At 31.3% G+C, this 23,508-nt stretch carries 23 protein-coding genes and 1 pseudogene; 8 read left to right on the forward strand and 16 right to left on the reverse strand.

Annotated features, from left to right (window positions below):
- Positions 1-61: 61 nt before the first annotated feature.
- Positions 62-961, forward strand: coding sequence for a DUF368 domain-containing protein (locus tag ACKI3H_RS09740; protein ID WP_407372052.1), 900 nt, complete (start codon positions 62-64; stop codon positions 959-961).
- Between the two features lie 196 nt (positions 962-1,157).
- Here ACKI3H_RS09740 and ACKI3H_RS09745 read toward each other — a convergent pair whose 3' ends face one another.
- Together ACKI3H_RS09745 and ACKI3H_RS09750 are read right to left on the reverse strand one after the other, a co-directional pair.
- Positions 1,158-1,310 carry a hypothetical protein gene (locus tag ACKI3H_RS09745; RefSeq protein WP_407372053.1) on the reverse strand — a complete coding sequence of 51 codons (153 nt, stop codon included), beginning with the start codon at positions 1,308-1,310 and terminating at the stop codon, positions 1,158-1,160.
- A 107-nt stretch (positions 1,311-1,417) separates the two neighbouring features.
- Positions 1,418-1,882: a hypothetical protein gene (locus ACKI3H_RS09750; RefSeq protein WP_407372054.1), complete on the reverse strand. Its 465-nt coding sequence runs from the start codon at positions 1,880-1,882 to the stop codon at positions 1,418-1,420.
- Positions 1,883-2,239: 357 nt separating this feature from the next.
- On the opposite strand from ACKI3H_RS09750, the gene ACKI3H_RS09755 reads away from it, so the two are divergent.
- The gene (locus ACKI3H_RS09755) at positions 2,240-3,325 is read left to right on the forward strand and encodes an AI-2E family transporter (RefSeq protein ID WP_407372055.1); all 1,086 of its coding nucleotides are present in this window, start codon (positions 2,240-2,242) and stop codon (positions 3,323-3,325) included.
- 269 nt (positions 3,326-3,594) lie between these two features.
- On the opposite strand, the gene fghA is transcribed toward ACKI3H_RS09755, so the two are convergent.
- Complete coding sequence (gene fghA, locus ACKI3H_RS09760; protein ID WP_407372056.1) at positions 3,595-4,428, reverse strand: S-formylglutathione hydrolase; 834 nt, start codon at positions 4,426-4,428, stop codon at positions 3,595-3,597.
- A 4-nt stretch (positions 4,429-4,432) separates the two neighbouring features.
- Complete coding sequence (locus ACKI3H_RS09765) at positions 4,433-5,548, reverse strand: S-(hydroxymethyl)glutathione dehydrogenase/class III alcohol dehydrogenase (protein WP_407372057.1); 1,116 nt, start codon at positions 5,546-5,548, stop codon at positions 4,433-4,435.
- A 133-nt stretch (positions 5,549-5,681) separates the two neighbouring features.
- On the opposite strand from ACKI3H_RS09765, the gene ACKI3H_RS09770 reads away from it, so the two are divergent.
- Positions 5,682-6,017: a winged helix-turn-helix transcriptional regulator gene (locus ACKI3H_RS09770; RefSeq protein WP_407372175.1), complete on the forward strand. Its 336-nt coding sequence runs from the start codon at positions 5,682-5,684 to the stop codon at positions 6,015-6,017.
- A 322-nt stretch (positions 6,018-6,339) separates the two neighbouring features.
- On the opposite strand, the gene ACKI3H_RS09775 is transcribed toward ACKI3H_RS09770, so the two are convergent.
- Complete coding sequence (locus ACKI3H_RS09775; protein ID WP_407372058.1) at positions 6,340-6,603, reverse strand: hypothetical protein; 264 nt, start codon at positions 6,601-6,603, stop codon at positions 6,340-6,342.
- A 741-nt stretch (positions 6,604-7,344) separates the two neighbouring features.
- Here ACKI3H_RS09775 and ACKI3H_RS09780 point away from each other — a divergent pair.
- Positions 7,345-8,952: a Mur ligase family protein gene (locus tag ACKI3H_RS09780; RefSeq protein WP_407372059.1), complete on the forward strand. Its 1,608-nt coding sequence runs from the start codon at positions 7,345-7,347 to the stop codon at positions 8,950-8,952.
- An 82-nt stretch (positions 8,953-9,034) separates the two neighbouring features.
- On the opposite strand, the gene ACKI3H_RS09785 is transcribed toward ACKI3H_RS09780, so the two are convergent.
- Together ACKI3H_RS09785 and ACKI3H_RS09790 are read right to left on the reverse strand one after the other, a co-directional pair.
- Positions 9,035-9,268, reverse strand: coding sequence for a hypothetical protein (locus ACKI3H_RS09785; protein ID WP_407372060.1), 234 nt, complete (start codon positions 9,266-9,268; stop codon positions 9,035-9,037).
- A 764-nt stretch (positions 9,269-10,032) separates the two neighbouring features.
- Positions 10,033-11,466, reverse strand: a complete 1,434-nt coding sequence (locus tag ACKI3H_RS09790; RefSeq protein ID WP_407372061.1) for a SulP family inorganic anion transporter — start codon at positions 11,464-11,466, stop codon at positions 10,033-10,035.
- 193 nt (positions 11,467-11,659) lie between these two features.
- Here ACKI3H_RS09790 and ACKI3H_RS09795 point away from each other — a divergent pair, with 193 nt between their 5' ends.
- Both ACKI3H_RS09795 and ACKI3H_RS09800 read left to right on the forward strand, forming a co-directional pair.
- On the forward strand, positions 11,660-11,950 hold the full coding sequence (locus ACKI3H_RS09795; RefSeq protein ID WP_407372062.1) for a helix-turn-helix domain-containing protein: 291 nt from the start codon (positions 11,660-11,662) through the stop codon (positions 11,948-11,950).
- Between the two features lie 320 nt (positions 11,951-12,270).
- Entirely contained in the window at positions 12,271-12,831 is a 561-nt protein-coding gene (locus ACKI3H_RS09800; protein ID WP_407372063.1) for a DUF2441 domain-containing protein, read from the forward strand.
- Between the two features lie 32 nt (positions 12,832-12,863).
- Here the strand turns inward: ACKI3H_RS09800 and ACKI3H_RS09805 are convergent, their stop codons facing one another.
- The 9 genes and pseudogenes from ACKI3H_RS09805 to ACKI3H_RS09845 form a co-directional block, all read right to left on the reverse strand.
- Entirely contained in the window at positions 12,864-13,139 is a 276-nt protein-coding gene (locus tag ACKI3H_RS09805; RefSeq protein ID WP_407372064.1) for a hypothetical protein, read from the reverse strand.
- Between the two features lie 352 nt (positions 13,140-13,491).
- Positions 13,492-13,938, reverse strand: a complete 447-nt coding sequence (locus tag ACKI3H_RS09810) for a hypothetical protein (protein ID WP_407372065.1) — start codon at positions 13,936-13,938, stop codon at positions 13,492-13,494.
- 144 nt (positions 13,939-14,082) lie between these two features.
- Positions 14,083-15,351, reverse strand: a complete 1,269-nt coding sequence (locus tag ACKI3H_RS09815; RefSeq protein ID WP_407372066.1) for an HlyC/CorC family transporter — start codon at positions 15,349-15,351, stop codon at positions 14,083-14,085.
- Between the two features lie 115 nt (positions 15,352-15,466).
- On the reverse strand, positions 15,467-16,477 hold the full coding sequence (locus ACKI3H_RS09820; RefSeq protein ID WP_407372067.1) for an LCP family protein: 1,011 nt from the start codon (positions 16,475-16,477) through the stop codon (positions 15,467-15,469).
- 288 nt (positions 16,478-16,765) lie between these two features.
- Positions 16,766-17,572 (reverse strand): undecaprenyl-diphosphate phosphatase, encoded by an 807-nt coding sequence (locus ACKI3H_RS09825; RefSeq protein WP_407372068.1) that lies wholly within the window; start codon positions 17,570-17,572, stop codon positions 16,766-16,768.
- 476 nt (positions 17,573-18,048) lie between these two features.
- Positions 18,049-18,687, reverse strand: coding sequence for a nitroreductase family protein (locus ACKI3H_RS09830; protein ID WP_407372069.1), 639 nt, complete (start codon positions 18,685-18,687; stop codon positions 18,049-18,051).
- A gap of 3 nt (positions 18,688-18,690) precedes the next feature.
- A pseudogene (locus ACKI3H_RS09835) lies at positions 18,691-19,109 on the reverse strand (MarR family transcriptional regulator).
- Positions 19,110-19,264: 155 nt separating this feature from the next.
- The gene (locus ACKI3H_RS09840) at positions 19,265-20,581 is read right to left on the reverse strand and encodes a glycosyltransferase (RefSeq protein ID WP_407372070.1); all 1,317 of its coding nucleotides are present in this window, start codon (positions 20,579-20,581) and stop codon (positions 19,265-19,267) included.
- A gap of 1 nt (position 20,582) precedes the next feature.
- The gene (locus ACKI3H_RS09845; RefSeq protein ID WP_407372071.1) at positions 20,583-21,086 is read right to left on the reverse strand and encodes a cell division protein; all 504 of its coding nucleotides are present in this window, start codon (positions 21,084-21,086) and stop codon (positions 20,583-20,585) included.
- Between the two features lie 373 nt (positions 21,087-21,459).
- Between ACKI3H_RS09845 and ACKI3H_RS09850 the strand changes: the two genes are divergently transcribed.
- Complete coding sequence (locus ACKI3H_RS09850; RefSeq protein WP_407372072.1) at positions 21,460-22,476, forward strand: Gfo/Idh/MocA family oxidoreductase; 1,017 nt, start codon at positions 21,460-21,462, stop codon at positions 22,474-22,476.
- 51 nt (positions 22,477-22,527) lie between these two features.
- A complete protein-coding gene (locus ACKI3H_RS09855) occupies positions 22,528-23,505 on the forward strand; it encodes a Gfo/Idh/MocA family protein (RefSeq protein WP_407372073.1) in 978 nt (325 codons plus the stop codon).
- Positions 23,506-23,508: the final 3 nt, after the last annotated feature.

Genomic DNA, 23,508 nt, shown 5'->3' on the forward strand with positions numbered 1-23,508 from the left:
AATAAATTTGGTAAAGTTGGTGGAGATATATTTATATAAACCAAGAAAAAGGAGTATGAAAATGGGATATTTAATAGATTTTTTAAAAGGTATTATTATAGGAATAGCCAACATTATTCCCGGTGTAAGTGGTGGAACGATGGCTGTCTCTTTAGATATTTATGATCGTTTAATTTCATCAATTAGTCATTTATTTAAAAATTGGAAAGATAGTTTAAAAACATTAGTTCCTATATTAGTAGGGGCCGTTGTCGGAATAGTTGCGTTTACCTATACTATTGAGTTCTTATTGAGCTCATATACTTTGCCAACTGCCTTGGCTTTTATAGGCTTAATTTTAGGTGGTATTCCAGGTTTATGGAAATCACTTCAAAATGGATTAAAGAAACAAACACAGACATTATCGATTAGTCACATTATTGCTTTTGTTCTCATGTTTTCATTAGTTGTTATTATACTCCCGTTACTTCAAGAATCAGGAACCTCTTTAACGGCCATTCAATTAGACCCATTAAGTTTAATCAAGTTGTTCATAATTGGGATTATTGCATCAGCAACTATGGTCATTCCGGGAGTAAGCGGGTCGTTAATTTTAATGGTCTTAGGTTATTATTATTTAATCATCAACACTATAACAATATTTATATCTGCTTTACGAACAGGAGATATGGAGTCTCTATTGCCTAACCTTATCCTTCTGTTTGTTTTTGGTTTAGGTATTTTGATTGGTATCTTTTTGATTAGTAAAGCGATAGAATTCTTATTTGAACATTATAGTTCAGTAACTTACAGTGGAATCTTAGGTTTAGTGATAGCTTCCCCATTTGCTATTTTGTACAATACAAATGCGCTAAATGATTTACAGACCTCGCAGGCATTGCCGTTCGCTTTAGTAGGTTTAGTACTATTGATTATTTGTTATTATGGTATTTACCAATTGGGTAAAAACGAAGCCAGTTAAATCTCCATTGTAATGTTAACATAAGTAGAAAAATATATTTTAGAACTGAATATTTTATATCTCCTATTAAGTTAAAAGGAAGAATAAAAGAGGTTTGGACATATAATATGTCCAAACCTCTTTTATTCTTCCATACCCTTTATTCTCGTACTTGATTAATTTTTTTACTAGTATTCACCTCAAAATATTAAGGACATTAATTCACTATTACAGGTGTAAATGCAAGGTTGTATAAAGCTGATGAATCAACACTACTAAATGGATGTTGTGCTCTGCTTGTAGTGAAATGAGTCCCATCTTCTTCAGTATAAAATAGGTCAATCATCGTAAAATCCAAAGGCAATCCCATTAAATCTACTTCTTCCTTTACCTCTTAGCCTTCGTTAAATTCACTTAAAAGGCTTTATTTTTTAATATGATCCTATTTATTAAATTTGTAGCAAGCAACTAACTTCTTTATTTATCAAGAGACTTAATAGAAAAATTGCCGCATTCCATTATCATCATTGCTTGTGAAAAAAAGATAATTTCATGTCTTAAGCGATCATTCTTTATTAAAGTTAATTCATCAAGGGACCATTCATCTAATCCTCGATTGAACAATATTTGTTGGGTTTCAGCTACTTTATTTCTAGAAACATCGAAGTCAAAAGAATATACTGTAACATCTTTCCATGATAACTCATATAACGTATTATCCCAGTATTCTATTCTAGCCGAAACGGTTACAATACTTTCTTGGGAATCATTAGTTACTTCAGAATCGTAGTCATTTGATACCGTTATTTCACGGATTAAACTATCATGAAATGATGTGTTTAATAAAAAGTTATAAGTATTAGTATCGAGTACGTTATCTAAAAATCTCAAATTATTCCTATAGCCTTCAATATCGTGTTTTTCTTCAGTAAAGTATTTCATAAAGTTTCTCCTCTCATAAATGAATAATAAATTGCTCTCATTTATTATCCCTAATTTTGATTGGAAAGTAACGCACCCAGCTGTTTACATCTAATAAAAAATAGGTCGTTTAAGTCTGTTTTTCTAATTTTTTAAAATAAGAGGCTACTTAAAGTTTTAGCTTTCATCAATTTACAGTAATAGATATGTTATTATGAGACTAGCAGTTATTGTATTCAAATGAAAATTCAACTGTGTTTACATTATTAATGATCAGTAACGTTTCTTTATTGGTTATTTTCAATTCCTTGTAAATTTCAATCTTATCTAACAACTTAAATAGATTAAACAGACCTACAAGAAGGAGATTATTTTTTTATGAAACATCTTAAACATTCAAAATTGTTATTATGGACACTGTGGGTATTAGCAATGGTGCTAATTATTTACTATGCAACTAAGATCAGTTTTGTTTTCAAACCACTATTTGTCCTATTTTCGACACTTTTTATTCCTGTTTTAAGCGCTGGATTTTTATTCTACTTGTTAAACCCTTTGATTAATGTAATGCAAAAATTAAAAATCAAGCGCAGCTATGCGATTATTTTAGTTATGTTCCTATTTCTTAGCGGAGCTACTATTTTTATTATTAAAACTTTTCCCGTCCTGATGAATCAGCTATCCGATTTAGTTGCTAATAGTCCTGCTATTCTCTCAGATATTGAGGTTCAAACGAAAGATATAGCATTATTCTCTACCTTTAATAATGTTGATTTAGAAGAAACTTTAAATCAGCTAAACCTTTCACTTGATGCATTTTCCAAAACTATTTTATCTAGTTTCACTACTAGTATTAGTTCTATCATTGGAGCTATTGCTAATTTAACAGTTGTATTAATCACGGTGCCAATTGTTCTGTTTTATATGTTCCATGATGGTGAAAAATTACAATTGGCTGTGACTCATTTATTTCCCAACAAATATCAAAAACATGTCTTTGAATTGCTTCATCAGACCAACCTTGTGATTACTGCTTACATCAGTGGAAAAGGCTTAGCAAGCATCGTTGTTGCTGTTTTGATATACTTTGGCTTTTTAATAATTGGGTTACCTTACACCTTATTATTGGCAATTGTTAATGGATTTACTAATCTTATCCCTTATATCGGCCCTTTCATTGGCGCTGTACCAGCCATTATAGTCGCCTTAACGATCTCTCCCACAACTGCTTTATTAGTCGCCTTAATTGTATTAGTCGTTCAACAACTTGATGCTAACTTTCTGACACCTAAATTTGTTGGAAAATCATTAGCTATTCATCCCCTAACAATTATTATCATTTTATTAGTAGCCGGGAAAATGCTTGGCATTATAGGTATTATTTTTGGAGTTCCTGCTTTTGCTGTGATTAAAACAATAGTTGTTTATATTAAAAATAATCGAATGACTGAAGAAGAACACTAATAATAGAATTCCTCTTATATACAAAGACCGTAGTTCCTGCTTCATTAATTCTAGGCATAGGCATACTATTAGTAATTTTATTAGAACAAATAAAAAATTTATTACTACATGTTTTTTTATATTTAAAAACACCTTATAAATGACCTACTTTAGCAGGCCATCTATAAGGTGTTTTGTATTTACCCTTTACATTGAGTCAGTCTATCAATATTTAAATAATTTAGTTATAGTAAATAAATTCAACCAATGTATACTCATTAGTCAGTTCTTTATTTTTTCAACTCATTTATATGAAACTGAATATGTTCTTCTATAAATGTCGCGATTGTAAAGTAACTATGATCATATCCTTTTTCTGACTGATAAAACACAGGTTTATCTCCTGCTGCTTTTAAAAATTCACTTTCTTGCAATTGAACAGCATAAAAATTATCAGATGTCCCTTGTGTGATTAAGATAGGAGGCACTTTCTCTGCTTGTTCAATCAAACTTGTAGAATCCCATTCTTGCCATGAAGATTCATCTGAACCTAGATAAGCTGTAAATGCTTTTTTTCCCCAGGGTACTTGTGTGGGATTCAAAATTGGTGCGAATGCTGAAATAGAAACAAATCTTTCCGGTTCTTTTAATCCCATCATAATTGCTCCGTGACCACCCATTGAGTGTCCCATAATACTTTCTTTTCCCGAAAAATGTGGAATCAAACTATGCACTATCTGAGGAAGTTCTTCTGTTAGATACGTATACATTTGATAATTCTCGGCCCATGGCTCTTCTGTTGCATTTAGATAAAAGCTTGCGCCTTTACCTAAATCCCATCCTTCATCATCTGATACTTTATCTCCTCTTGGAGAAGTATCCGGGATGATCACGGCTACTGATTGATCTGCAGCAGCTTTTTGAAAACCACTCTTTTGACTAAAATTATCATCCGTACATGTCAATCCCGATAACCACCAAATAAGCGACAGTTCCTTTTCTTTAAATGATGGTGGCAAATAAAGACTAAACACCATCTCACAGTTTAATACTTTTGAAAAATGGCGGTATTTACGTTGCTCTCCTTGAAAAGAAAGATGCATTTCGAGCTGTTCAACAACCATTTGATCACTCCTCATAAGTTAAAATAGTACGAATGGATTCACCTTTGTGCAATAAATCAAACGCTTCATTAATATCTTTGAATGGTAAGTGATGTGTAATAAATGAATCTAAATCAATTTCACCGTCCATGTATTCTTGAACCATTCCTGGCAATTCTGTACGTCCTTTTACTCCGCCAAATGCTGATCCGCGCCATACACGACCCGTTACTAATTGGAAAGGACGTGTATGGATTTCTTTCCCAGCACCAGCGACACCAATGATAATACTTTCTCCCCATCCTTTGTGACAGGCTTCAAGTGCTGATTTCATTACTTCTACGTTACCAATACATTCAAAACTGTAATCGACACCGCCATTTGTCATTTCTACGATGACTTCTTGGATTGGTTGATCATAATCAGCTGGATTAACAAAATCAGTCGCTCCCATTTGTTTAGCTAATTCCCATTTATCAGGATTTAAATCGACAGCGATAATGCGTTTCGCATTGGCTTTCTTTAACCCTTGAATAACGGCTAAACCAATTGCTCCTAGACCAAATACTGCTGTTGTAGCACCTTTTTCGACTTTTGCCGTATGTTTCACAGCTCCCAAACCAGTAGTGACTCCACAACCAAATAAACAAACTTTGTCTAAAGGAGCGTCTTCATCAACTTTTACTAAGTTGATTTCATTGACTACTGTATATTCACTGAATGTACTTGTTCCCATATAGTGATAGATGGGTTCTCCATTGTACGAGAATCTAGTTGTTCCATCAGGCATTAAACCTTTTCCTTGAGTCTCACGAACTGCACTACATAAATTCGTTTTACCAGAAAGACAGAACTCACATTTCCCGCATTCTGGTGTATATAAAGGAATGACATGATCTCCTGATTTTACAGAAGTTACTCCTTTACCCACGGATACAACTACTCCAGCTCCCTCATGTCCTAAAACAGCTGGGAAAATCCCCTCTGGGTCTTCTCCTGATAACGTAAATGCATCGGTGTGACAAACGGATGTGTACAATATTTTCACTAATACTTCATTTTCTTTTGGCTCTTCTACATCAATCTCAACAATTTTAAGTGGCTCATTTGGTCCAAATGCTACTGCTGCTCTACTTTTCATAATTTCCCTTCTTTCTTTCAAGCTATTCTTTCTTGTAAACCTATTGTAGTGTATAATGAATAAAAAGTTAATACTGATATTTTTGTCACTATGAAAATCAAGCTACTTATTGAGAAAGAAGTTGTTTAAACTGATCAATTATAAAGAAAAAGAATTTTACACAAGTAAAGATTTAGCTCTTTCTGTTATTGGCGGGCGCTGGAAAATCGCGATTATTTGGGCTTTACTTAAAAAATCTCCTTTACGTTTGAGCGAACTACAAAGACAATTTCCAGATATTAACCAGAGAACATTAATTCGACAACTAAGAGAACTGGAAGAAGATAACATTATTCAACGGACCATTTATCCAGTAGTCCCTCCCAAAGTTGATTATACATTAACGGCTCTTGGATTAAGCTTAGAACCGGTTGTAACAGCTATATGTGATTGGGGAGATATATTCCATCAGTCTTTAGGATCTAATTAAAATTGTTGTTCTATTAATAATTTTTATGTAAATTAAGCAAATCAACTAATAAATATTAGTTGATCCTATAAAAGGTTAACTGGTGTTAAGTTTTTATGTATTTTTTTATAGACCACAAAAAAATTTTAAGAATAGCTAACTATTTTTTGTTTAGTTTGGAATAATTTATTCGTTAAAAAAAGACTACAATATCTGTAGTCTTTTTGTTGATATTTTTATTTATTAATTCCAAATTTTTGGAACAATTAAAAAAATTCAATCTAAAATCTATCAAGATATCACAACTAGACCTTATATTAACTATGAATAGAACCTGTTAAGTCTATGTCCATTCATCATATTTGTCTAGCTCTTTTTCAAATTTCTTCATTTCTTTATCATCATATTTTTCATACTTATTTACATCATGCAATATTTTTTTAATATCATGAATCGCTTTTTTTTCGTAATACCATTTTTTTAATCTATGTTTCTTCTTAGTATCTTCACCCAAAGCGTCTACTGTCATTAGATTTTCATCTAATTCCTCAATTACAGTTACTAGATTTTCCAAAACATGTTCCTTCTTTTGTTCTAAGTCAGCCATATTTATCACCTCCTCTAGTCTGATGGTGCTATTTTACAACTTATTTTAAAATTTTTAAAGCGATAACCCTTCAATTTATCGATCTCCTTTTATAACTCTATTTTTTCACAATACAATCCCTTGTATCATAGCACATGAGACAAATTAGAGATTTGTATTTATTTTTATATAGAAGACCTAAAAAAAGATTCTATTATATTAAAAAAATTTATCTAATCCAGCCCTTCATCAAAATATTGGAATGCTTCCGTAGAAACTTTATAGAGGGAATACCCTTCACAAAAAAAACTCCAACAGTTCAAGAAAATCTATAAAATTATTGTCTGCTAACGAAACATCGTATCTAAGGTATCCTCTGGTCATTCCTGCTAAATCAATGAACAGTTTAACTTCACCACCTAGGTCAAGTATATTTATCTATTACACAGTCCCCAAGTATCATTGTAAGTTTTACTGAAGAAGACTTTTAGTCTTTAATTGGTTTAAAAGTTCCTGACTACCTAAATTTTGTCTATTATCCGCATAGTATTGAGCCCTTAAAATTTGTCTCTCTAACCATTTAGACTGTTGTTTAAGCAGAGTGCGTTCTTTGAAAAATAATGAGTTGTTTTCAGTGAGCAAATAATATGACATAAAACAAATAACATAGTAAACTAATGAATACTAATAGACGTAATCTGCTCTGCAAAAAATAAGACTTATCAGATTATGTACACCATCACTGGAGGAGTCACGATCATTATGAACCTAACTGACTTATTGAAATCGGTAAAGATCGACTCTAGCTGTCATAACCAGCTTAAAACAGAATTAGATAAAATCGATATTAAAAAAATTGCTTATCACTCAAAAGAAGTAGATACAGATACTTTATTTGTCTGTATTAAAGGTCACCAAACTGATGGGCATCATTACGCAAAACATGCTGCAAGTCAAGGTGCAACAGTTATCGTTGTTGAAGATTTTATTGAAGATATTGAGGTACTTCAACTTAAAGTTTCAGATAGTCGTGAAGCTTTAGCTATTTTGTCGAGTAATTTTTTTGACCATCCTTCTAAGGCAATGAGCATATTCGGCGTAACTGCTACTAATGGGAAGACGACGATTACATACATGACAGAAGAGATATTCAAAGCCTATCAATTGAAATCAGGTTTAATAGGAACTATTTTAGTAAAAATGGATAAAGATATTGAAATGAGTATATTAACTACCCCGGAATCTTATGATTTACACCAACATTTTGCTAAGATGAGAGAGCGTGAAATCACACATGTCTCTATGGAAGTTTCTTCCTCAGCGCTGGAACTTAAACGTGTTTATAATACTGACTTTGACGTTGTAGCCTTTATGAATATCAGTCCAGAACACATCAGACTGCATGAATCTTTTGATGCTTACTTTGACGCTAAAGCATCATTGATAAGAAATGCGTCTAAAACAAGTACAGCTATTTTGAATCTTGATGAACCACTGCTTATACCTTTAGAAAAAGAGACCGAAGCTCAAGTCGTTACTTTTGGAATCGACAATAAGTCTGGTACAATCTCCGTCTCAGACATACAATTTTCCTCGGGGAAACCATCATTTACAGTGAATATTCGAAAACCCTTTAATACCTTAAGTGGAAAAATAATTGAGATAACAAGTTTCGATATAGAGATGTCGGTTCTAGGCTATCATTCTATCTACAATGCACTCACAGCACTTGTTACTGGATTGGTTAATGATCTACCGATTGAAGTTATCCAGCGTGGCATTAAAAATTTCCAAGGTGTTGAGCGTCGATTCCAGATACTTTACGATAAGGAATTTAAAGTAATCGATGACTTGTTATTGAATCAAAACAACATTGATTCATGTATGGAGACCATCAGTCATTTAGATTACAATGAGCTTCACCTTGTGCATGCAATCAGAGGTAGTAATGGTCCTGCGCATAGTACAGAAATTGCAGAGTCTTTAACCAAATGGTTCCATAAAATGAAAATTGCTAAAATCATTCTTACGACTGCATCATCACATGCAAGCAAAAATGATACAGTCACAGAAGAAGAATTAGCTGCTTTCTTGAAAGTAATGCATCAAAATAAAATTGAAATTACCTTTTTTAAAGAACTCGAAGATTCCTTGCATTTTGGTGTTGAACAGTTGAATGTAGGAGATATTCTATTGATTTCAGGAGCGCATTCGATGGATCAGGGTGCAAGAAAAACACTAGAATTATTAAAAGAAATTTATCCTCAAGTAGATCATGAAAAGATTGATCATATATTAAAGAACAAAATTATTGGAATGGATTCTTTTAAAGTAGCTGAAAAATTATTAAATTTAAATTCTGGAATTTAAAAACAATCAGAAATAAGACTCCTAACACTTTTTAAACTAGTGTTAGGAGTCTTATTTAATACAATACATGTTTCTATCTAATTTAATATATTTCAACTTGATAAATATCTTTAGTTATCTTTTCTATTTCTACCTGACCGTTTTCTTTAAGTTTATCGTAACGGTTGATTTCATTATTAAAAAGAACGACATCGGGGTCGAATGTAGTTTCATCATCTGGTATCAATTCAATTTTTTCTACCTCAAATGCGTCAGCGTAAAAATCCATTACTTCATAAACATTTATATTTACATTCATAGCTGATTCTGTAGACATTTATCTCACTCCCTTAACGTTCTGTTCTATTAGTATTCTTAATACCTTAAGTCGATTTCCGAATCATTATTGGAATCTATAAGGACATATACCAAATAATACTTTTTTCTATTAGACCGCTTTCATTCATAGTATACACGTTTATACGTTGTAATAAAAAGGAGAACTAGTATTATACAAATAAACATTCTTTTTAATTCTTAAAAATAATTTTTATACCTAAAACGAAACAGAAGATTGAAAGAATAATATACCTTACTATATCTAAAACCACTTCTAGGATATAGAGGTCAATATCCATTCCATCCGCATCAGTTATTGGATAAGCCATATTGGGTAGACGAATTAATATTATGATAGCTACTAACATTAAAATATAACCTAATATCTTTTTATAATTTTTCATAAATAATTTCCTTTCAATTTTTTGTATTTCTAACATTAATTAAATATTTTTAATCCCAAATAATTGCCTATCTTTATTTTCTCAGTTTCCATTCCAATAGTAACGCACCTAGTAGTTTACAATTAGCAACCATTAGTTTACATCCTACAAATTTCAAGATTAAAACGTACTTTTAAAAAAAGATATAGCCACTACGTACATGATCATGTACGTAGTGGCTATATCTAATATTTCATAAAAGGCACTCTTAAATAATTCTACTAAATGTATTAAATAGTTAAACAAATCTATTTAATATAGTATAACTCATTTGTTTAAAATGATAAAAGTTAATGACTACAATTAAGTCTTTACTTTATTATTTCATCTTGTGTATTGAGTTCTTATTAAACAATTCTTTGCTTTGTTTATTCGCATGAATAAAAGTTAACCCTGATTCTTTATTTTTACTGATCAATTTATCAATAGCTTCAACAGCTGTCGAATCCCATAAAGTCATAGCACTGACGTCGATAACTAACTCACCTTCATGGTCAAAATCATGTACAAAAAAATCTAAAAACTTTTCAGCTGATGCAAAGTAAAGATGTCCATACGCCTTATAATGATAATCATCATGATCTGTTCCTTTTTCTACTTGGAAATGAGTCATGCTAAAGGCTGCAAAAATAGCACTTAATAGAGTTCCGGCGACTACACCATAGGCTAGATTATGCGTAACTAATACAATTCCAACAGTTAAGAGCATAACGAAACTTTCATTTTTAGGCATGGTATTTAACCGTTTAACTGATCTCCAGTCAATGGTTTCATAGGCTACAACGACCATTACTGCTGCCAGAGCAATGATAGGAATTTGAATAACTATTTTATTAAATAATACCACCGACAATAACATGAAGAAACCAGACAAGAATGTTGCCAAACGGCCAATTCCACCATAATTAAGATTAATAATCGTTTGGCCAATCATACCACAACCAGCAATTCCACCAAAGAAACCAGATAACAGATTTCCGAGCCCTTGACTCAACGTTTCACGATTTTTATCACTTGGTTCATTAGTCAATTCATCTACTAATTGTGCTGTCAATAGAGATTCTACTAATCCAACAATAGCAACAGAAAGTGCAGTAGGTAGAATAATTTTCAGTGTTTCTATATTCATAGGCACACTTGGAATACCAAATTTTGGTAGGTCACTTGAAATAGTCCCTAAATCACCTAATAATTGGACGTTCAAATCTAATCCTAAAACAAGAGCTGTAACGACTACAATTGAAATAATCGGTGCAGGAATTTTTTTTGTTACCTTAGGAGCTAAAAATATAATGGCAATTCCAATAATCCCAAGTACAAGTAATATCGAGTTCCCTTTGAAATGATCCAATTGAGATAAAAACATCATAATACCTAATCCATTTACAAATCCTAACATAACTGGTTTTGGTATATACCGCATTAATTTTCCTACTTTAAATAAACCAAGTCCAACTTGTAAGATTCCTGCTAATATTGTTGCAGCAAAAAGATATTCTATCCCATATTCCGCAACTAAATGAGCAAGTACTAATGCCACTGAGCCTGCAGCTGCTGAAATTAACCCAGTTCTACCTCCAAAAAAGGCAGCCGTTGCTGTGATAAAAAACGTAGCATAGACACCTACGATGGGTTCCACACCAGCAACCAACATAAACCCAATTACTTCAGGAAATAAAGCTAAGCAAACAACAATTCCAGCTAAAACATCTCCTTTTATGTTACCAAACCATTCATTTTTATACTTTTGCATAAAGACCTTCCTTCTCAAACTTAGACAAAACAGCTCACAATAAAATATATTAACATATGAGTGAATAAAAACCAATAAAAATTTAGTTTAGAGTTCATTAAATAAACTAAAAGTAATTTTACCAGTATAAAGATAAATAAAATATGTTAAGATAATTAAGCAGAAGTGAAAATTTATAGTTAAGGATGATAGGATGGAAATTGGAAACAGAATTCAGGAGCTAAGAAAATTAAATAATATGACAGCAAAGGAATTATCAGAACGTATTAACGTTTCTCCTCCTTTTATTTCAGCAATCGAAAACAATTCAACGAAACTGTCCCTAAAAACACTCACACATATTTGTGACGCTTTAGGTGTAAATCTTTCTGAATTTTTTAATCCAGAAATCAGTCCTGTGGAACAAAAACTTATTTTCCAAATCAAGCAATTACCGGAAGAAAAACAATATGAACTATTGGCTTTTTTAACAGGCTTGATTTAAAAAATTTAGACTATCGTTTTCTATTTTCAAAACGAATAGAAATGTTAATGCAAAAAAACAGCAAATCTAACTATTGATTTGCTGTTTTTTTGCATTAGCTAAACATGCTTTTGTCTAGTGTCATGTTACTTAACAAAGAGTAATCTTAAAAATCATCCTACAAATAACTTATTTTGCTCTACTAACAATTTTCAAATAAATTAATTGATTAAATAAAAAACTTTACTATTTTTCCTTTCACTATATAATGAGAAAAATATTAAAAAATAAAATTCGTTATCTATTGAGCTGTCAGGAAGAATGTAAGGAGGTATAAAAAGTTGCAATACTACCATCTAGTTACAAGAAAACCGATGTATGTTGGGCAAAAAATTAGTTTCGACAAAACACATAAGAATAGACTATATTACTTTTTCTTAGATAATAATTTTAAAAGTAACTCCAATAAGTCTTTAAATCAGATAATAAATCATTTAGATTCAACAATTGAAAATGAAGACCTATCATTTTTAAAAGATTCTCTATCTCATACTTCGAGAGCAGTTAGAGAAGTCATTACTGAAATGATCCGATTAGAATACTTTCCCACACTTCCTTCAAGGTTCGAATGCTTGTATGGATCTGACAATCTAAAAGGTATGCTTGAATGGAAAAAATTATTTGAATCTTATAATAGAGATATCATTCAAATTGTCAAAATAGAAACTACCGGACCCATTTTCAAAGGAAATGCTGATTTACTTCCATCCTTAGAAAACTCTTCTTTTTTAGAAAAAATCGAACAATCAAAAAATTATTGGAACTCTCCGGCTGAAAATTATCTTACTGAAGTACTGATTGGTGGTGAAATTATAGTTACAGAAATTATTGAAGAAGCTTAGAAAATGAAATTTTCAGCCTTTTTTAAATACAACTAATCTTTAATAAATTTATTTTTAATTGCCTTAATTTTGTTTAATACCAGAAGAATTAACGAGGAAATAAATCCAACAAAACCAATATGTAGTAAATTTTTACCTAATGTATAATTCAACGCTAACTCTTTTTGCGTTCTTAATAGTTGCTTACTATCTATCAGATCAAAATCTTGAATAGGAATAAGTATTGCCCATAAAAAATAACCAATAATTATCGTTACTGTAGATAGGATTAAGCACACAAGTATAATTTTATTTACATTAAATTTCACTGTTTTTTATTCCTTTCTTATATTTTATCATCTTAACTATAAACTAAGTATAAAATTACTGGTGTAAACATAAGTAACGCCAATATTATTAATAAGACTACTAGAATTGTTTTATTTTTTTTCATCTCAGCACCTCCATAAACTAAACATCTATTTACTTTTAACTTTCAAAAATTATATCCAAATATGATTGTTATCATTAAACTATATAAGGAAACTTTTGTAAGTATGATTCCTATAAAGAAGCTAACTAAAGCTGTCACTCTACTTTGGTTTCGCATTTTAATTCCACTAATTATAAGGAGTATTCCTCCAATTAAAAATATAACTTCAAATAGCAGTATTGGCCATTTTAGTAATAGTTTTTTTGTTTTCTTTTTTTATCTATTCTATTCCTTATGAAATAAGTGATTGAAATAGATAAAAACATAAGTCCTGAAAATAATGGAATAGCACCACTACCTACTTTTCCATTTAAAATTATTTTTTCAGGAGATATTAAAAAAGTCTGGCAATTTGTATATAAGCTAACTGATCCTATAATAAAAAATAACCAAGAATAACTTTTTTTATCATCATCCTTATAAAAATAAGCATTATGATAGACACAGGCATTTATAAAAATTAATGCTATCATAATTAGTAAAATGATTACCTCTAACTCTTTAGTTGTAGCCCAATGGAAATTAAAAAATAACCCTATAAGATAATTAAAGACAATTAAGACGATTAAACTATTAAAAGAGTAATAACCATATTTGTATCTCCTGAATTTTTGCTGTTCATCATACTTTTTCACTACTCTTCCTCCTTCATTTACAACTTGTATTATCTCTTATTTTAATTGGAAAGTACCGCAACTAGTAGTTTACATCTAGCAACCATTAGTTTACATTTGTCAAAAAAATAGATGTGGAGCGTTTTACACTCTACATCTATTGCACTATCCTGTATATTCTAATGGGTTTAGTTCTACCATTATTTCTATTACTCTTGCATCTTTTACTTTCATGACACGTAGTGACATGTTTCCATAGGATACGTGATCGCCTTCTTTAGGAAAATGGCCTAACATTTCTGAAATAAATCCACTGATTGTATTTGAAAAAAACTTATCTTTATTTTTAAGGTCAAATAAATCAAAAATTTTCACAATACTAACTTCACCTCTAACAAGGTACTTATCTTCAGCCATAAAAATGATTTCTTCTTCAATATTATCGGTTTCGTCCCATATTTCTCCTACTAATTCTTCCAAAGCATCTTCCATAGTTACAATTCCTATTGTACCGCCATATTCATCTGAAACTACAGCCATGTGTACCTTTTTCTGTTGCATAATTTTTAATAGTTGCGACAATTTCATTTTAGAAGGAATATAAATAACTTCTTTCATTAAATCAGCGAGCGATAATCCTTGTTCACTTTTAGTTTTTCTGCGCATATAATAATTGAAATCTCTCTCATGTAAGACACCTTGTACTTTGTCAATTGTGTCTTCATATAACAATATCCGTGAGTATGCATGATCATCAAATATCTTCTGTATCTCTTCATCTGAGTCTTGTATATCTGCTGCAATCACATCTACACGCGGTTTGAGAATACTGTCTACTTCTAAATCATGAAATTTGATAGCTGATCGAATCAGCTGATGTTCATCATCTTCCAGTGATCCTCCAATTTCCGCTTCATCTATAATTGATAAAAGTTCTTCGCCACTAATAATTATTTCTTCAGTTTGTAGACGGTTAGCTAACATATTGTTCAGTATTCCAAAAATCCAATTGATAGGTTTTAAAATCTTCATTAAAACACTTAGAATTGGTGTAGCAAATTTAGTTACTTTTTCTGGCCGATCTTTCGCAATTGCTTTTGGAGTAACTTCCCCAAAAATTAAAACGAGTATTGTCATGACAACTGTGGCGATAGTTACTCCATATTGAGGAAAGTAACTAATAAAAAGGATTGTGGCTAAGGAAGAAGAAGCAATATTAACAATGTTGTTTCCCACTAATATTGTAGAAAGAACATTATTGTAATCTTCTGTAAGCTTTAGTGTCCATTCTGCACGCTTATCTCCATTTTTCGCACTATTTCGTAACCGAATTTGATTGACGGATGTAAAAGCTGTTTCCGATGAAGAAAAAAAGCCTGATAATAAAATCAATCCCACCAAAATCACAATCGTTATTATACTATCACTGTCCATTAGACAGAATTCCCCCTTATGATATCTATATTTATATAATAGATGCTTAATAATAAATTTCATCTACTTTAGTTTAATTGAATCGTAAACTACCTTCAACTATTTTGGACAAAAATTAGTCAATAGAGCTCTCTATAACTTCTGATAACGCTGAACTATTCTCTTCTAATTCCAATTCTTCACGAAGTAAATTAGAGACTCGATTTATTTCTTCATCTGTTAACATTTCATAATAGATACCATTCATCATCTCTCCAGTACCACTTAATTGTACTTGATCAATATTAGCCGCAGCTGAACCATAGTCATTAAAAATATTTACCATATCATCAAAGGTTAAATTTGTTTTCATATTATTTTCTAGTGTCTTTAATAATTCACGGTATTTTAAGATAGAGGAAAATGAGCTAGCTTTTTTTATAGAGGCATCGAGAACCTGTCTTTGACGAGCTTGTCTGCCATAATCTCCATTAGGATCTTCGTAGCGCATTCTTGTATAAGCTAAAGTTTTATCACCACTCATTTTACTTGTTTCTCCTTTATTGAATTCATGGCCATCTTGTACAAAGGTTAACGGCGGGGTAATAGAAATACCTCCAAGTGCATCTGCTAACTCTTTTAATCCTTTCATATTTATTTCAACATAATAGTCAATTGGAATATCTAATAAGTTTTGTACTGTATTGATGGACATTTGTACTCCGCCAAAAGCATAGGCGTGATTGATTTTATCTTTTGTTCCATGTCCGATAATTTCGGTATAGGTATCACGAGGGATGCTTAAAATAGTCATTTTTTCTTTTTCTTTATTAACTGTTAATAACATGACGGTATCCGAACGTCCTTTTTCAGTTCGACCCAAATCGCCACTGTCAGTTCCTAAAAGCAACATAGAAAATGGATGATCCTCTACCTTGACGTCAATAGGTTCAGAACGTTTATTTTCCATCTTAATATCCTGAAAAACAGTATCAGAGGTGTTACGAACATCTATGTATACTTTCCCTCCGAGTATTCCCCCTGCAACAAGCAATATGAGAACTACGGTTAGAACAACTAATAATTTGCGATTTCGCTTAATTTCTTGATGCTTGATTTTATTTTTATCTGAACGTTTTTTAGACATAGAATTCCTCCTGTTATTTTTCACTAACTGATTTGTAGACAAGAGAATTTCCGAATTGTTAATCTTAAAAAAATTCTTCTCTTACTGTATAAAATTTTTTCCTTTCTTTAACAAATATCCTATTATTCTAATTACTATAACAGAACATTCTTAATTTTTTTTTAAGCGTGAAAATACAAAAATTAAATACAATAGAATAGATTTTAAATCATTTTATTTATAAAAAAAAAGCCATTCAACTATTCGATTGAATGAACTTTATAAAAGTACTATACAGTTTGATAATTGTTAAAAGAAAACTAAGAGTAACATACCTACAATAAAACAATAATAGGAAAAATAAACTAGTTTACCCTTCTTCATAATTCCCATAAACCATTTTGTAGCAAAAAAGGTCATTACAAGTGTTGCAATAAATGCAGCTAGATATGGAATAGCTAAGTCTGTTTTATTCGGTTCATTTAAAAAATCAGAAAAACCTAAGATAACTCCTCCAAGACTGATAGGAATGTATAGCATAAATGAAAATCGCAATGCAGTATCTTGTTTCATTCCGACGGCAACCGCCGAAATAATGGTTGCTCCAGAACGACTAATTCCCGGTGTCAAAGCTACAGCCTGTCCCAATCCTACTATTAAAGCATCCTTTATGGTAATATCACTCTCATTTTTACTACCCTTTATATTTCGGATCAACCATAAAGCAGTACCTGTCGCAAATAACATTAAAGCTATTACTGTCATACTTACATTGTCTGCTATGTAGTCATTTAATAAGATTCCAAGAACACCTGCCGGAATACTTCCAATAATGATAAATAAAACAAAGAAAAAGTCACTTTTATAGCGATTATTTTTCGTTTTCAAATAACGAATTGAATTTGTTGCAAGTCTTAAAATATCCTTCCTATAAATATAAACAATAGCAACTAACGAAGCTGTATTGGTTAATATAGCAAACGTAAACCCTTGTTCGCCTAATCCTAAAATTTCGCTAGCAATCAATACATGTCCACTAGAGGATACAGGAATTGGTTCTGTAAATCCTTGAACCAGACCAATAATTATCATTTTTATTATTAATATAATGTCCAAGTCTTCTATCTCATCTCCTTATCAATTGTTTTATTTAAAAATTATACATATTCATTAAGTAAAGATTATCTAAATAAAAATGATGCAAATCCGGCAATAATAGAAAAACTTAACTTTATTGTAACTTTTCTGATATCGAGTTTAACAGCCATGATTTTATTTTTCAATGTTTTTTTGGTACTTTCAAAATTACTGTCACAGAATTTTTAATACTTTTATTCTATTAGTGTTTATCAAAACGTTCTTTTAATTGTGTTCAGTATCTCAAATAATTTTTTAAAGTAACTCCAGAACAAGCAATTTAAGAGCGTATTAAACGATTGATGCCGCATGTATTTTAGTTAACGGTATAGAATTACATTGGATACTGTTAACTAAAAAAAAAAAAGATTCTAACATTTGAAAAAATGATAGAGTCTTTTTTTTATCGAGCATAATATATTCAATTTAAATGGTTTATTTGTAGTTCACTTTTTTCACTTAAAAGTAGTGACTTTCTCTGCATCTAAGCAAACAGAATCATAGCCTTCTTCCATTGCTTTTCCAATAGATACAATCATAACTGGAATATAACGCTCTTTCTCTAAATCAAATGCCTCTGCTAATTGGTCAGCTTCAAATCCACCAATTGCATTCGTATCATAACCATGACTACGTGCTACTAGCATCAATTGCATAGCTGCTAAACTAGAGTCAATTTTCACGACATCATTCATGGCTGATTTAGAAAGATTTTTGTAGTGAGGAATAATTGCAGCTAATTGTTGATCTCTTACTTCTGGAGGCATTTTTCCTTCTTCAACTGCTTGGTTATAGATTTCTTCTCCAAGTCTATAGCATTCCATATCGCCAAATATCACTATCATTGCTGATGATGTATCATTTTGACGAGTGTTAAAACGAATTAAAGGTTTCAATTTGTCCTTTTCTTCACTGCTTTCGATAACGACAAAACGCCAAGGTTGCATATTGACTGAAGAGGGTGCTGTTGTTGCTTCTTGAATCATTTCTAACATTTCTTCGTGGGAGATTTTAACATTTTTATCATATATACGTATTGATCTTCTTCCTAATGTGATATCCGAAAAATCATTATTTGTTAATTTAGTAGTCATCGTTTATGCCTCTTCCTGTTTAGTTAGTTTATTCAATAAGTGTAACAATAGTTCAGCTTCTTCATTATTCAGTGCGATCTTTAAATTATTGCCTAGGGAATTATGTTCTTTTTCACAATTTTCTAAATCCTGTTTTGCATTCTCCGTTAACTGAACAAAAACTTCTCTATTATTTTCTTGGTTACGTTCTCTAATAACATAATTTTTTCTTCCAATATTTTTAAATGTCTAGTAATAGCAGCACTATCTATTTTTAATTCTAGATGTATTTGAGATTGAGAGCATTTCCCATTTTCTTTGAGAAACATCATCAACTCAAACCTGGTTAAACTAAAACCAGTTTCTTTCTCAAAAAGTGACGTAGTCTATTGGTTAGATACTTTAATTTGATAGAACAACTGACTTATTTTCTTCAAGTTCATTATTATTTTCCTTTCCTCTATTATTGACGTGTCAATAACAGAGGAAAGAATGGTAGTTGTAAAGAATCTTACTTTTAACAGGTGTTTTATTTGACTGTGCTATAAATAAACCAAACTATTCCAGTAGATAAAAAAGGCTAGCAGCTTTTATTAGGCTATTCACTAATTTCTTTACCTTGTCGTTCAGGACTTGTCCAAGTACCTTCTCCATGCCCTAGTATTGTTTTGACAGCCGGAATGAATGTAGTGACGATAGCTACTGCATTCATCATCCAGAATAGTAACATATAGAATGGAGAAAAAATAAAATATTTAAGTTTCCTACCATTATCATCGATAAGCATGCTGGCACCTAATTGCATCACACCAGCAATCATTTCAAAGCTGACAAAAATAAAATTCATTGTCAGCATATGATAGACTCGTTCAAAATTTCCCTCCATAAAAAAATTTATTAGCATCACAATAAATATGAAAGAGTAGATCCAAAATACAAAAGTCCACACAATACTTAAGGTTTGATCAATAAAAATGGCCGTCCGCCCAATATGTTGAAAAGGGTGCAGTAACACTTTTTTAAAATTTGTTAACCAAACTTCTGTCCCTCCTCTAGCCCAGCGCCTACGTTGCCGATAAAGCATTTTTAAGTTTTCTGGAACTTCCATGTAGAACATGATATCTGGAGCAAAAATAGAAATCCACCCTTTACACTGATGATCCCAAGCAATACTGATATCTTCTGTTGCACGATCTTGACGAAATAGCCCAGCATCGATTAGTGGTTCTTTTCGATACATTGTATTAGCTCCACTATAGGCATATAAGCTTCCTAAAACACCCGCTTGAGTTCTTTTAATTATTCCAACAATACTTGAAAATTCAACTGTTTGAGACTTACCTAATACGCTTGTGCGGTTTTTCACATCCATATTAGCAGTAACTGCAGCAATATTAGCAGAGTCTGGTCTCATAAAGTAATTAATGTATTTCCATAAAGCATCTGGTTCAGGTACAGTATCAGCATCATTACTCAACATATACTCACCTTTAGCAAAGGCAAGTCCGACATTGAAAGCATGAGCTTTACCTTTGTTCTCCTCAATTCGAATGACCCGTAACTTGTCATACTTTTCCATTAATCGATTTAAAATTTTTGGCGTACGATCAGTAGATCCATCATCAATTACTAATATTTCATAATTAGAGTAATTAATTTTATTCATTAGATAGTTGATAGTGTCATTAATACTAATTTCTTCATTGTGCGCAGGAATCATAATCGTAATCATAGGCTCTAGTTTAGTTGGAATTTCTATCCATTCATTTTGTTTATAGTTAAATGCATACGTGTAACAAAGAACACCAATGAACCAAGTAAAACCTCCAATAATTGGATACGTCATCACTATTAACAATAGAAGGGTCAATAAAAAATCCATTAAAGATACACCTGTATCAATAAAAGGAAACATCTTATTCTCCTCCTTTGATATAGAGATCATTAATTTCATTCGTTTCTATATTTTTTGCACTTGGAACTGAATAATAACGAACATTTTCTCGAAAATCTTTTTTTCCAAAACGTCTATCATAAAACAGTTCTAATACCTCTTTATTCTTTTCAATAGTATCCTCATCAATAATTTTTCTTTTTTGCAATACATTTTTATATCTGTAATTGTTCCAAATAGTTAGAAGTGTGAATGAAACGGTTATAAAAAGAAAGATAATAGATAAAAATATTAAGAAAAACTTAACTGCTACGACTTCTTCTAAATAAACAATAAAATTTAGTTGTTCTGCTTTTTCAGGATAAATAAACGGGAAAAGAAGCCAAACGAAAGGTAATATAACCCCTCCCCAACCTAGTAATGTTAAGATACTTTGACGTAATTTAAGAATGAAATATCCGTGACTAAAAAACTTATCAGAAACAAACATATCTTTTACTTCTTTATTAGAAATTTTGTTTTGCATAATAAATATCTCCTTTCTATTTACTAGCATCTGAACAAGCAATTTTTATTAGGAAATTTGTCATTGCACTCTCTATTAAAGGTTTTTTATTTTCCCTCTTTTTCAAATAAAAATTATAATAATTTTTTCACAAGCTTCAAGTCATTTTTATTAAAAACCATATATTTTTTAATTTCTGTTTCCTCAGGGTATATTATTGTTCCCAAATCCCATCCAACTGTATTTCTGTATTTAGTGCTTTCTAAACATAATGTTCAGTTTTTATCACGTTGTTTAAAAGAAAGAAAACATCAGAACCTGAATGAACGAATAACAGCCTATTTCGATTATTTTCATATATAATCTAATTACACAGACTATTAGGAGGTTTTTTATGTTAACAATGGCATATATTGGAAATGGGAAAAGTACAAATCGTTACCATTTACCTTTTTCACAAAAAACAGAAAATATTCATATAAAAACGATTTATTCTCGTAATGAAAACAGCTCATGGGATAAGGTTCCTGGTGTCCACTACACTACGAATTTAGAAGAAATTTGGAATGATCCAGAAATTAAATTAGTTGCAATTTGTCTACCCAGTTCATTGCATTTTGAATTTGCAAAATTAGCATTAGAAAAGGGAAAAAACGTACTTGTTGAAAAACCTTTTACTGAAACTGCCAAAGAAGCAAAAGAACTATTTGAGCTAGCAAAATCAAAAAAATTACTTGTTCAATGTTATCAAAACAGACGCTACGATTCAGATTTTCTAACAGCTCAAAAAATCATCGAAAGTGGAATGATTGGCGAGTTATTAGAAGTGGAAATGCATTATGACTATTTCAGACCAGAAGTTCCAGAAAATGCTACAGAATTTTCTGCCGCTTCAAGTTATTTATATGGGCATGGCTGCCATACCATTGATCAAGTTCTTTCTTACTTTGGAGATCCCGATTCCATTCATTATGATGTGAGACAATTATTAGGCCCCGGTCGAATGAATGATTATTTTGACTTAGACTTTTACTATTCAAAAATAAAAGTTTCAGTTAAATCGAGTTATTTCAGAATAAAACAACGACCAAGTTTTGTTCTATATGGTAAGAAAGGCATGTTTATCAAACAAGAGAAAGACAGACAGGAAGAACATTTAAAATTATTCTATATGCCTACTAATCCTGATTTTGGTATAGATACTCCAAATCATTATGGTACTGTGACTTATATTGATGCTGATGGTCTCTATCATGAAGAAAAAGTAGTCTCAGAAATTGGGGATTACAGTTATGTTTATGAAGGTTTACATGAATCTATTATCAATGGAAAAGATAAACTAGTAAAAGATGAAGAAACAATCCGTCAATTGGAAATACTTGAAGAAGGCATCAAAAAAATCAGCTACTAACTGATCTATGCATCTTAAAAAATATTACTCCATTAAGAAAGAAGGTTTATCATGAAACTCGCGATTATAGGTGCAGGAATGATAGTAAACGATTTTTTAACGATGATTGGCGACGTTCCTGGAATTCAGTTAGAGGCAATTGTCGGAACTGAAAGAAGTATGGATAAAATGAAGAGTTTAAAAAGGAAATACGGAATCCATCAAGTCCTAACGAACTATGAAGATTGTTTAGAAAGTACGGACATAGATACCGTTTATATTGCATTACCTAACCATTTGCATTTCTCTTTTGCTAAACAAGCTATCCTTAATAAAAAAAATGTGATTTGTGAAAAACCATTTACATTAAATTTATACGAAATGAAAGAACTTAAAGAATTAGCTCTAACAAACAAAGTTATGTTGTTGGAAGCTATAACCAATCAATATTTAACCAATTACAGAAAAATAAAAGAATCAATAAAGGACATTGGAACGATTAAACTAATTGAATGTAATTATTCTCAATATTCTTCAAGATATGATGCGTTCAAAAATGGAGAGGTATTGCCTGCTTTCAACCCTAAAATGGGTGGGGGAGCTTTGATGGATATTAATATCTATAATATCCATTTTGTAATGGGGCTTTTAGGTGAACCCAAAGAGGTAAGCTACCTAGCAAATATTGAAAAAGGAATCGATACTTCTGGTATACTCAGTCTTGATTATGGGGATAAAAAAGTAGTCTGTATAGGTGCCAAAGATTCTACGGCTCCGATACGAACCATTATTCAAGGTGATAAAGGGGCCATCATTATTGAAGGACCCACAAGCATTATCGAACGATTTACTGTAATAGACCATCAAAATAAGAGCGAAGTAATTGATTCTAACGTTCATACGCATCGGATGTATGAAGAATTTATTGAATTTGAAAGAATCATTAGAGAATCTGATTTTGAAGCTATGACACAACACCTGGACCATAGTGAATTGGTTATGTCTGTTGTAGATAAAGGTTTAGAATCTGCTGGCATAACATTAGGTTGATTT

The organism is Carnobacterium sp. (assembly GCF_045617425.1).
Lineage (GTDB): Bacteria > Bacillota > Bacilli > Lactobacillales > Carnobacteriaceae > Carnobacterium_B.

What these genes read in the sequence shown, in the direction of transcription:
- ACKI3H_RS09740 (WP_407372052.1), top strand. Translation starts at nt 62, where the DNA reads ATGGGATATTTAATAGATTTTTTAAAAGGTATTATTATAGGAATAGCC.
- ACKI3H_RS09745 (WP_407372053.1), bottom strand. Translation starts at nt 1,310, where the DNA reads ATGGGATTGCCTTTGGATTTTACGATGATTGACCTATTTTATACTGAA.
- ACKI3H_RS09750 (WP_407372054.1), bottom strand. Translation starts at nt 1,882, where the DNA reads ATGAAATACTTTACTGAAGAAAAACACGATATTGAAGGCTATAGGAAT.
- ACKI3H_RS09755 (WP_407372055.1), top strand. Translation starts at nt 2,240, where the DNA reads ATGAAACATCTTAAACATTCAAAATTGTTATTATGGACACTGTGGGTA.
- fghA (WP_407372056.1), bottom strand. Translation starts at nt 4,428, where the DNA reads ATGGTTGTTGAACAGCTCGAAATGCATCTTTCTTTTCAAGGAGAGCAA.
- ACKI3H_RS09765 (WP_407372057.1), bottom strand. Translation starts at nt 5,548, where the DNA reads ATGAAAAGTAGAGCAGCAGTAGCATTTGGACCAAATGAGCCACTTAAA.
- ACKI3H_RS09775 (WP_407372058.1), bottom strand. Translation starts at nt 6,603, where the DNA reads ATGGCTGACTTAGAACAAAAGAAGGAACATGTTTTGGAAAATCTAGTA.
- ACKI3H_RS09780 (WP_407372059.1), top strand. Translation starts at nt 7,345, where the DNA reads ATGAACCTAACTGACTTATTGAAATCGGTAAAGATCGACTCTAGCTGT.
- ACKI3H_RS09785 (WP_407372060.1), bottom strand. Translation starts at nt 9,268, where the DNA reads ATGTCTACAGAATCAGCTATGAATGTAAATATAAATGTTTATGAAGTA.
- ACKI3H_RS09790 (WP_407372061.1), bottom strand. Translation starts at nt 11,466, where the DNA reads ATGCAAAAGTATAAAAATGAATGGTTTGGTAACATAAAAGGAGATGTT.
- ACKI3H_RS09795 (WP_407372062.1), top strand. Translation starts at nt 11,660, where the DNA reads ATGGAAATTGGAAACAGAATTCAGGAGCTAAGAAAATTAAATAATATG.
- ACKI3H_RS09815 (WP_407372066.1), bottom strand. Translation starts at nt 15,351, where the DNA reads ATGGACAGTGATAGTATAATAACGATTGTGATTTTGGTGGGATTGATT.
- ACKI3H_RS09820 (WP_407372067.1), bottom strand. Translation starts at nt 16,477, where the DNA reads ATGTCTAAAAAACGTTCAGATAAAAATAAAATCAAGCATCAAGAAATT.
- ACKI3H_RS09830 (WP_407372069.1), bottom strand. Translation starts at nt 18,687, where the DNA reads ATGACTACTAAATTAACAAATAATGATTTTTCGGATATCACATTAGGA.
- ACKI3H_RS09840 (WP_407372070.1), bottom strand. Translation starts at nt 20,581, where the DNA reads ATGTTTCCTTTTATTGATACAGGTGTATCTTTAATGGATTTTTTATTG.
- ACKI3H_RS09845 (WP_407372071.1), bottom strand. Translation starts at nt 21,086, where the DNA reads ATGCAAAACAAAATTTCTAATAAAGAAGTAAAAGATATGTTTGTTTCT.
- ACKI3H_RS09850 (WP_407372072.1), top strand. Translation starts at nt 21,460, where the DNA reads ATGTTAACAATGGCATATATTGGAAATGGGAAAAGTACAAATCGTTAC.
- ACKI3H_RS09855 (WP_407372073.1), top strand. Translation starts at nt 22,528, where the DNA reads ATGAAACTCGCGATTATAGGTGCAGGAATGATAGTAAACGATTTTTTA.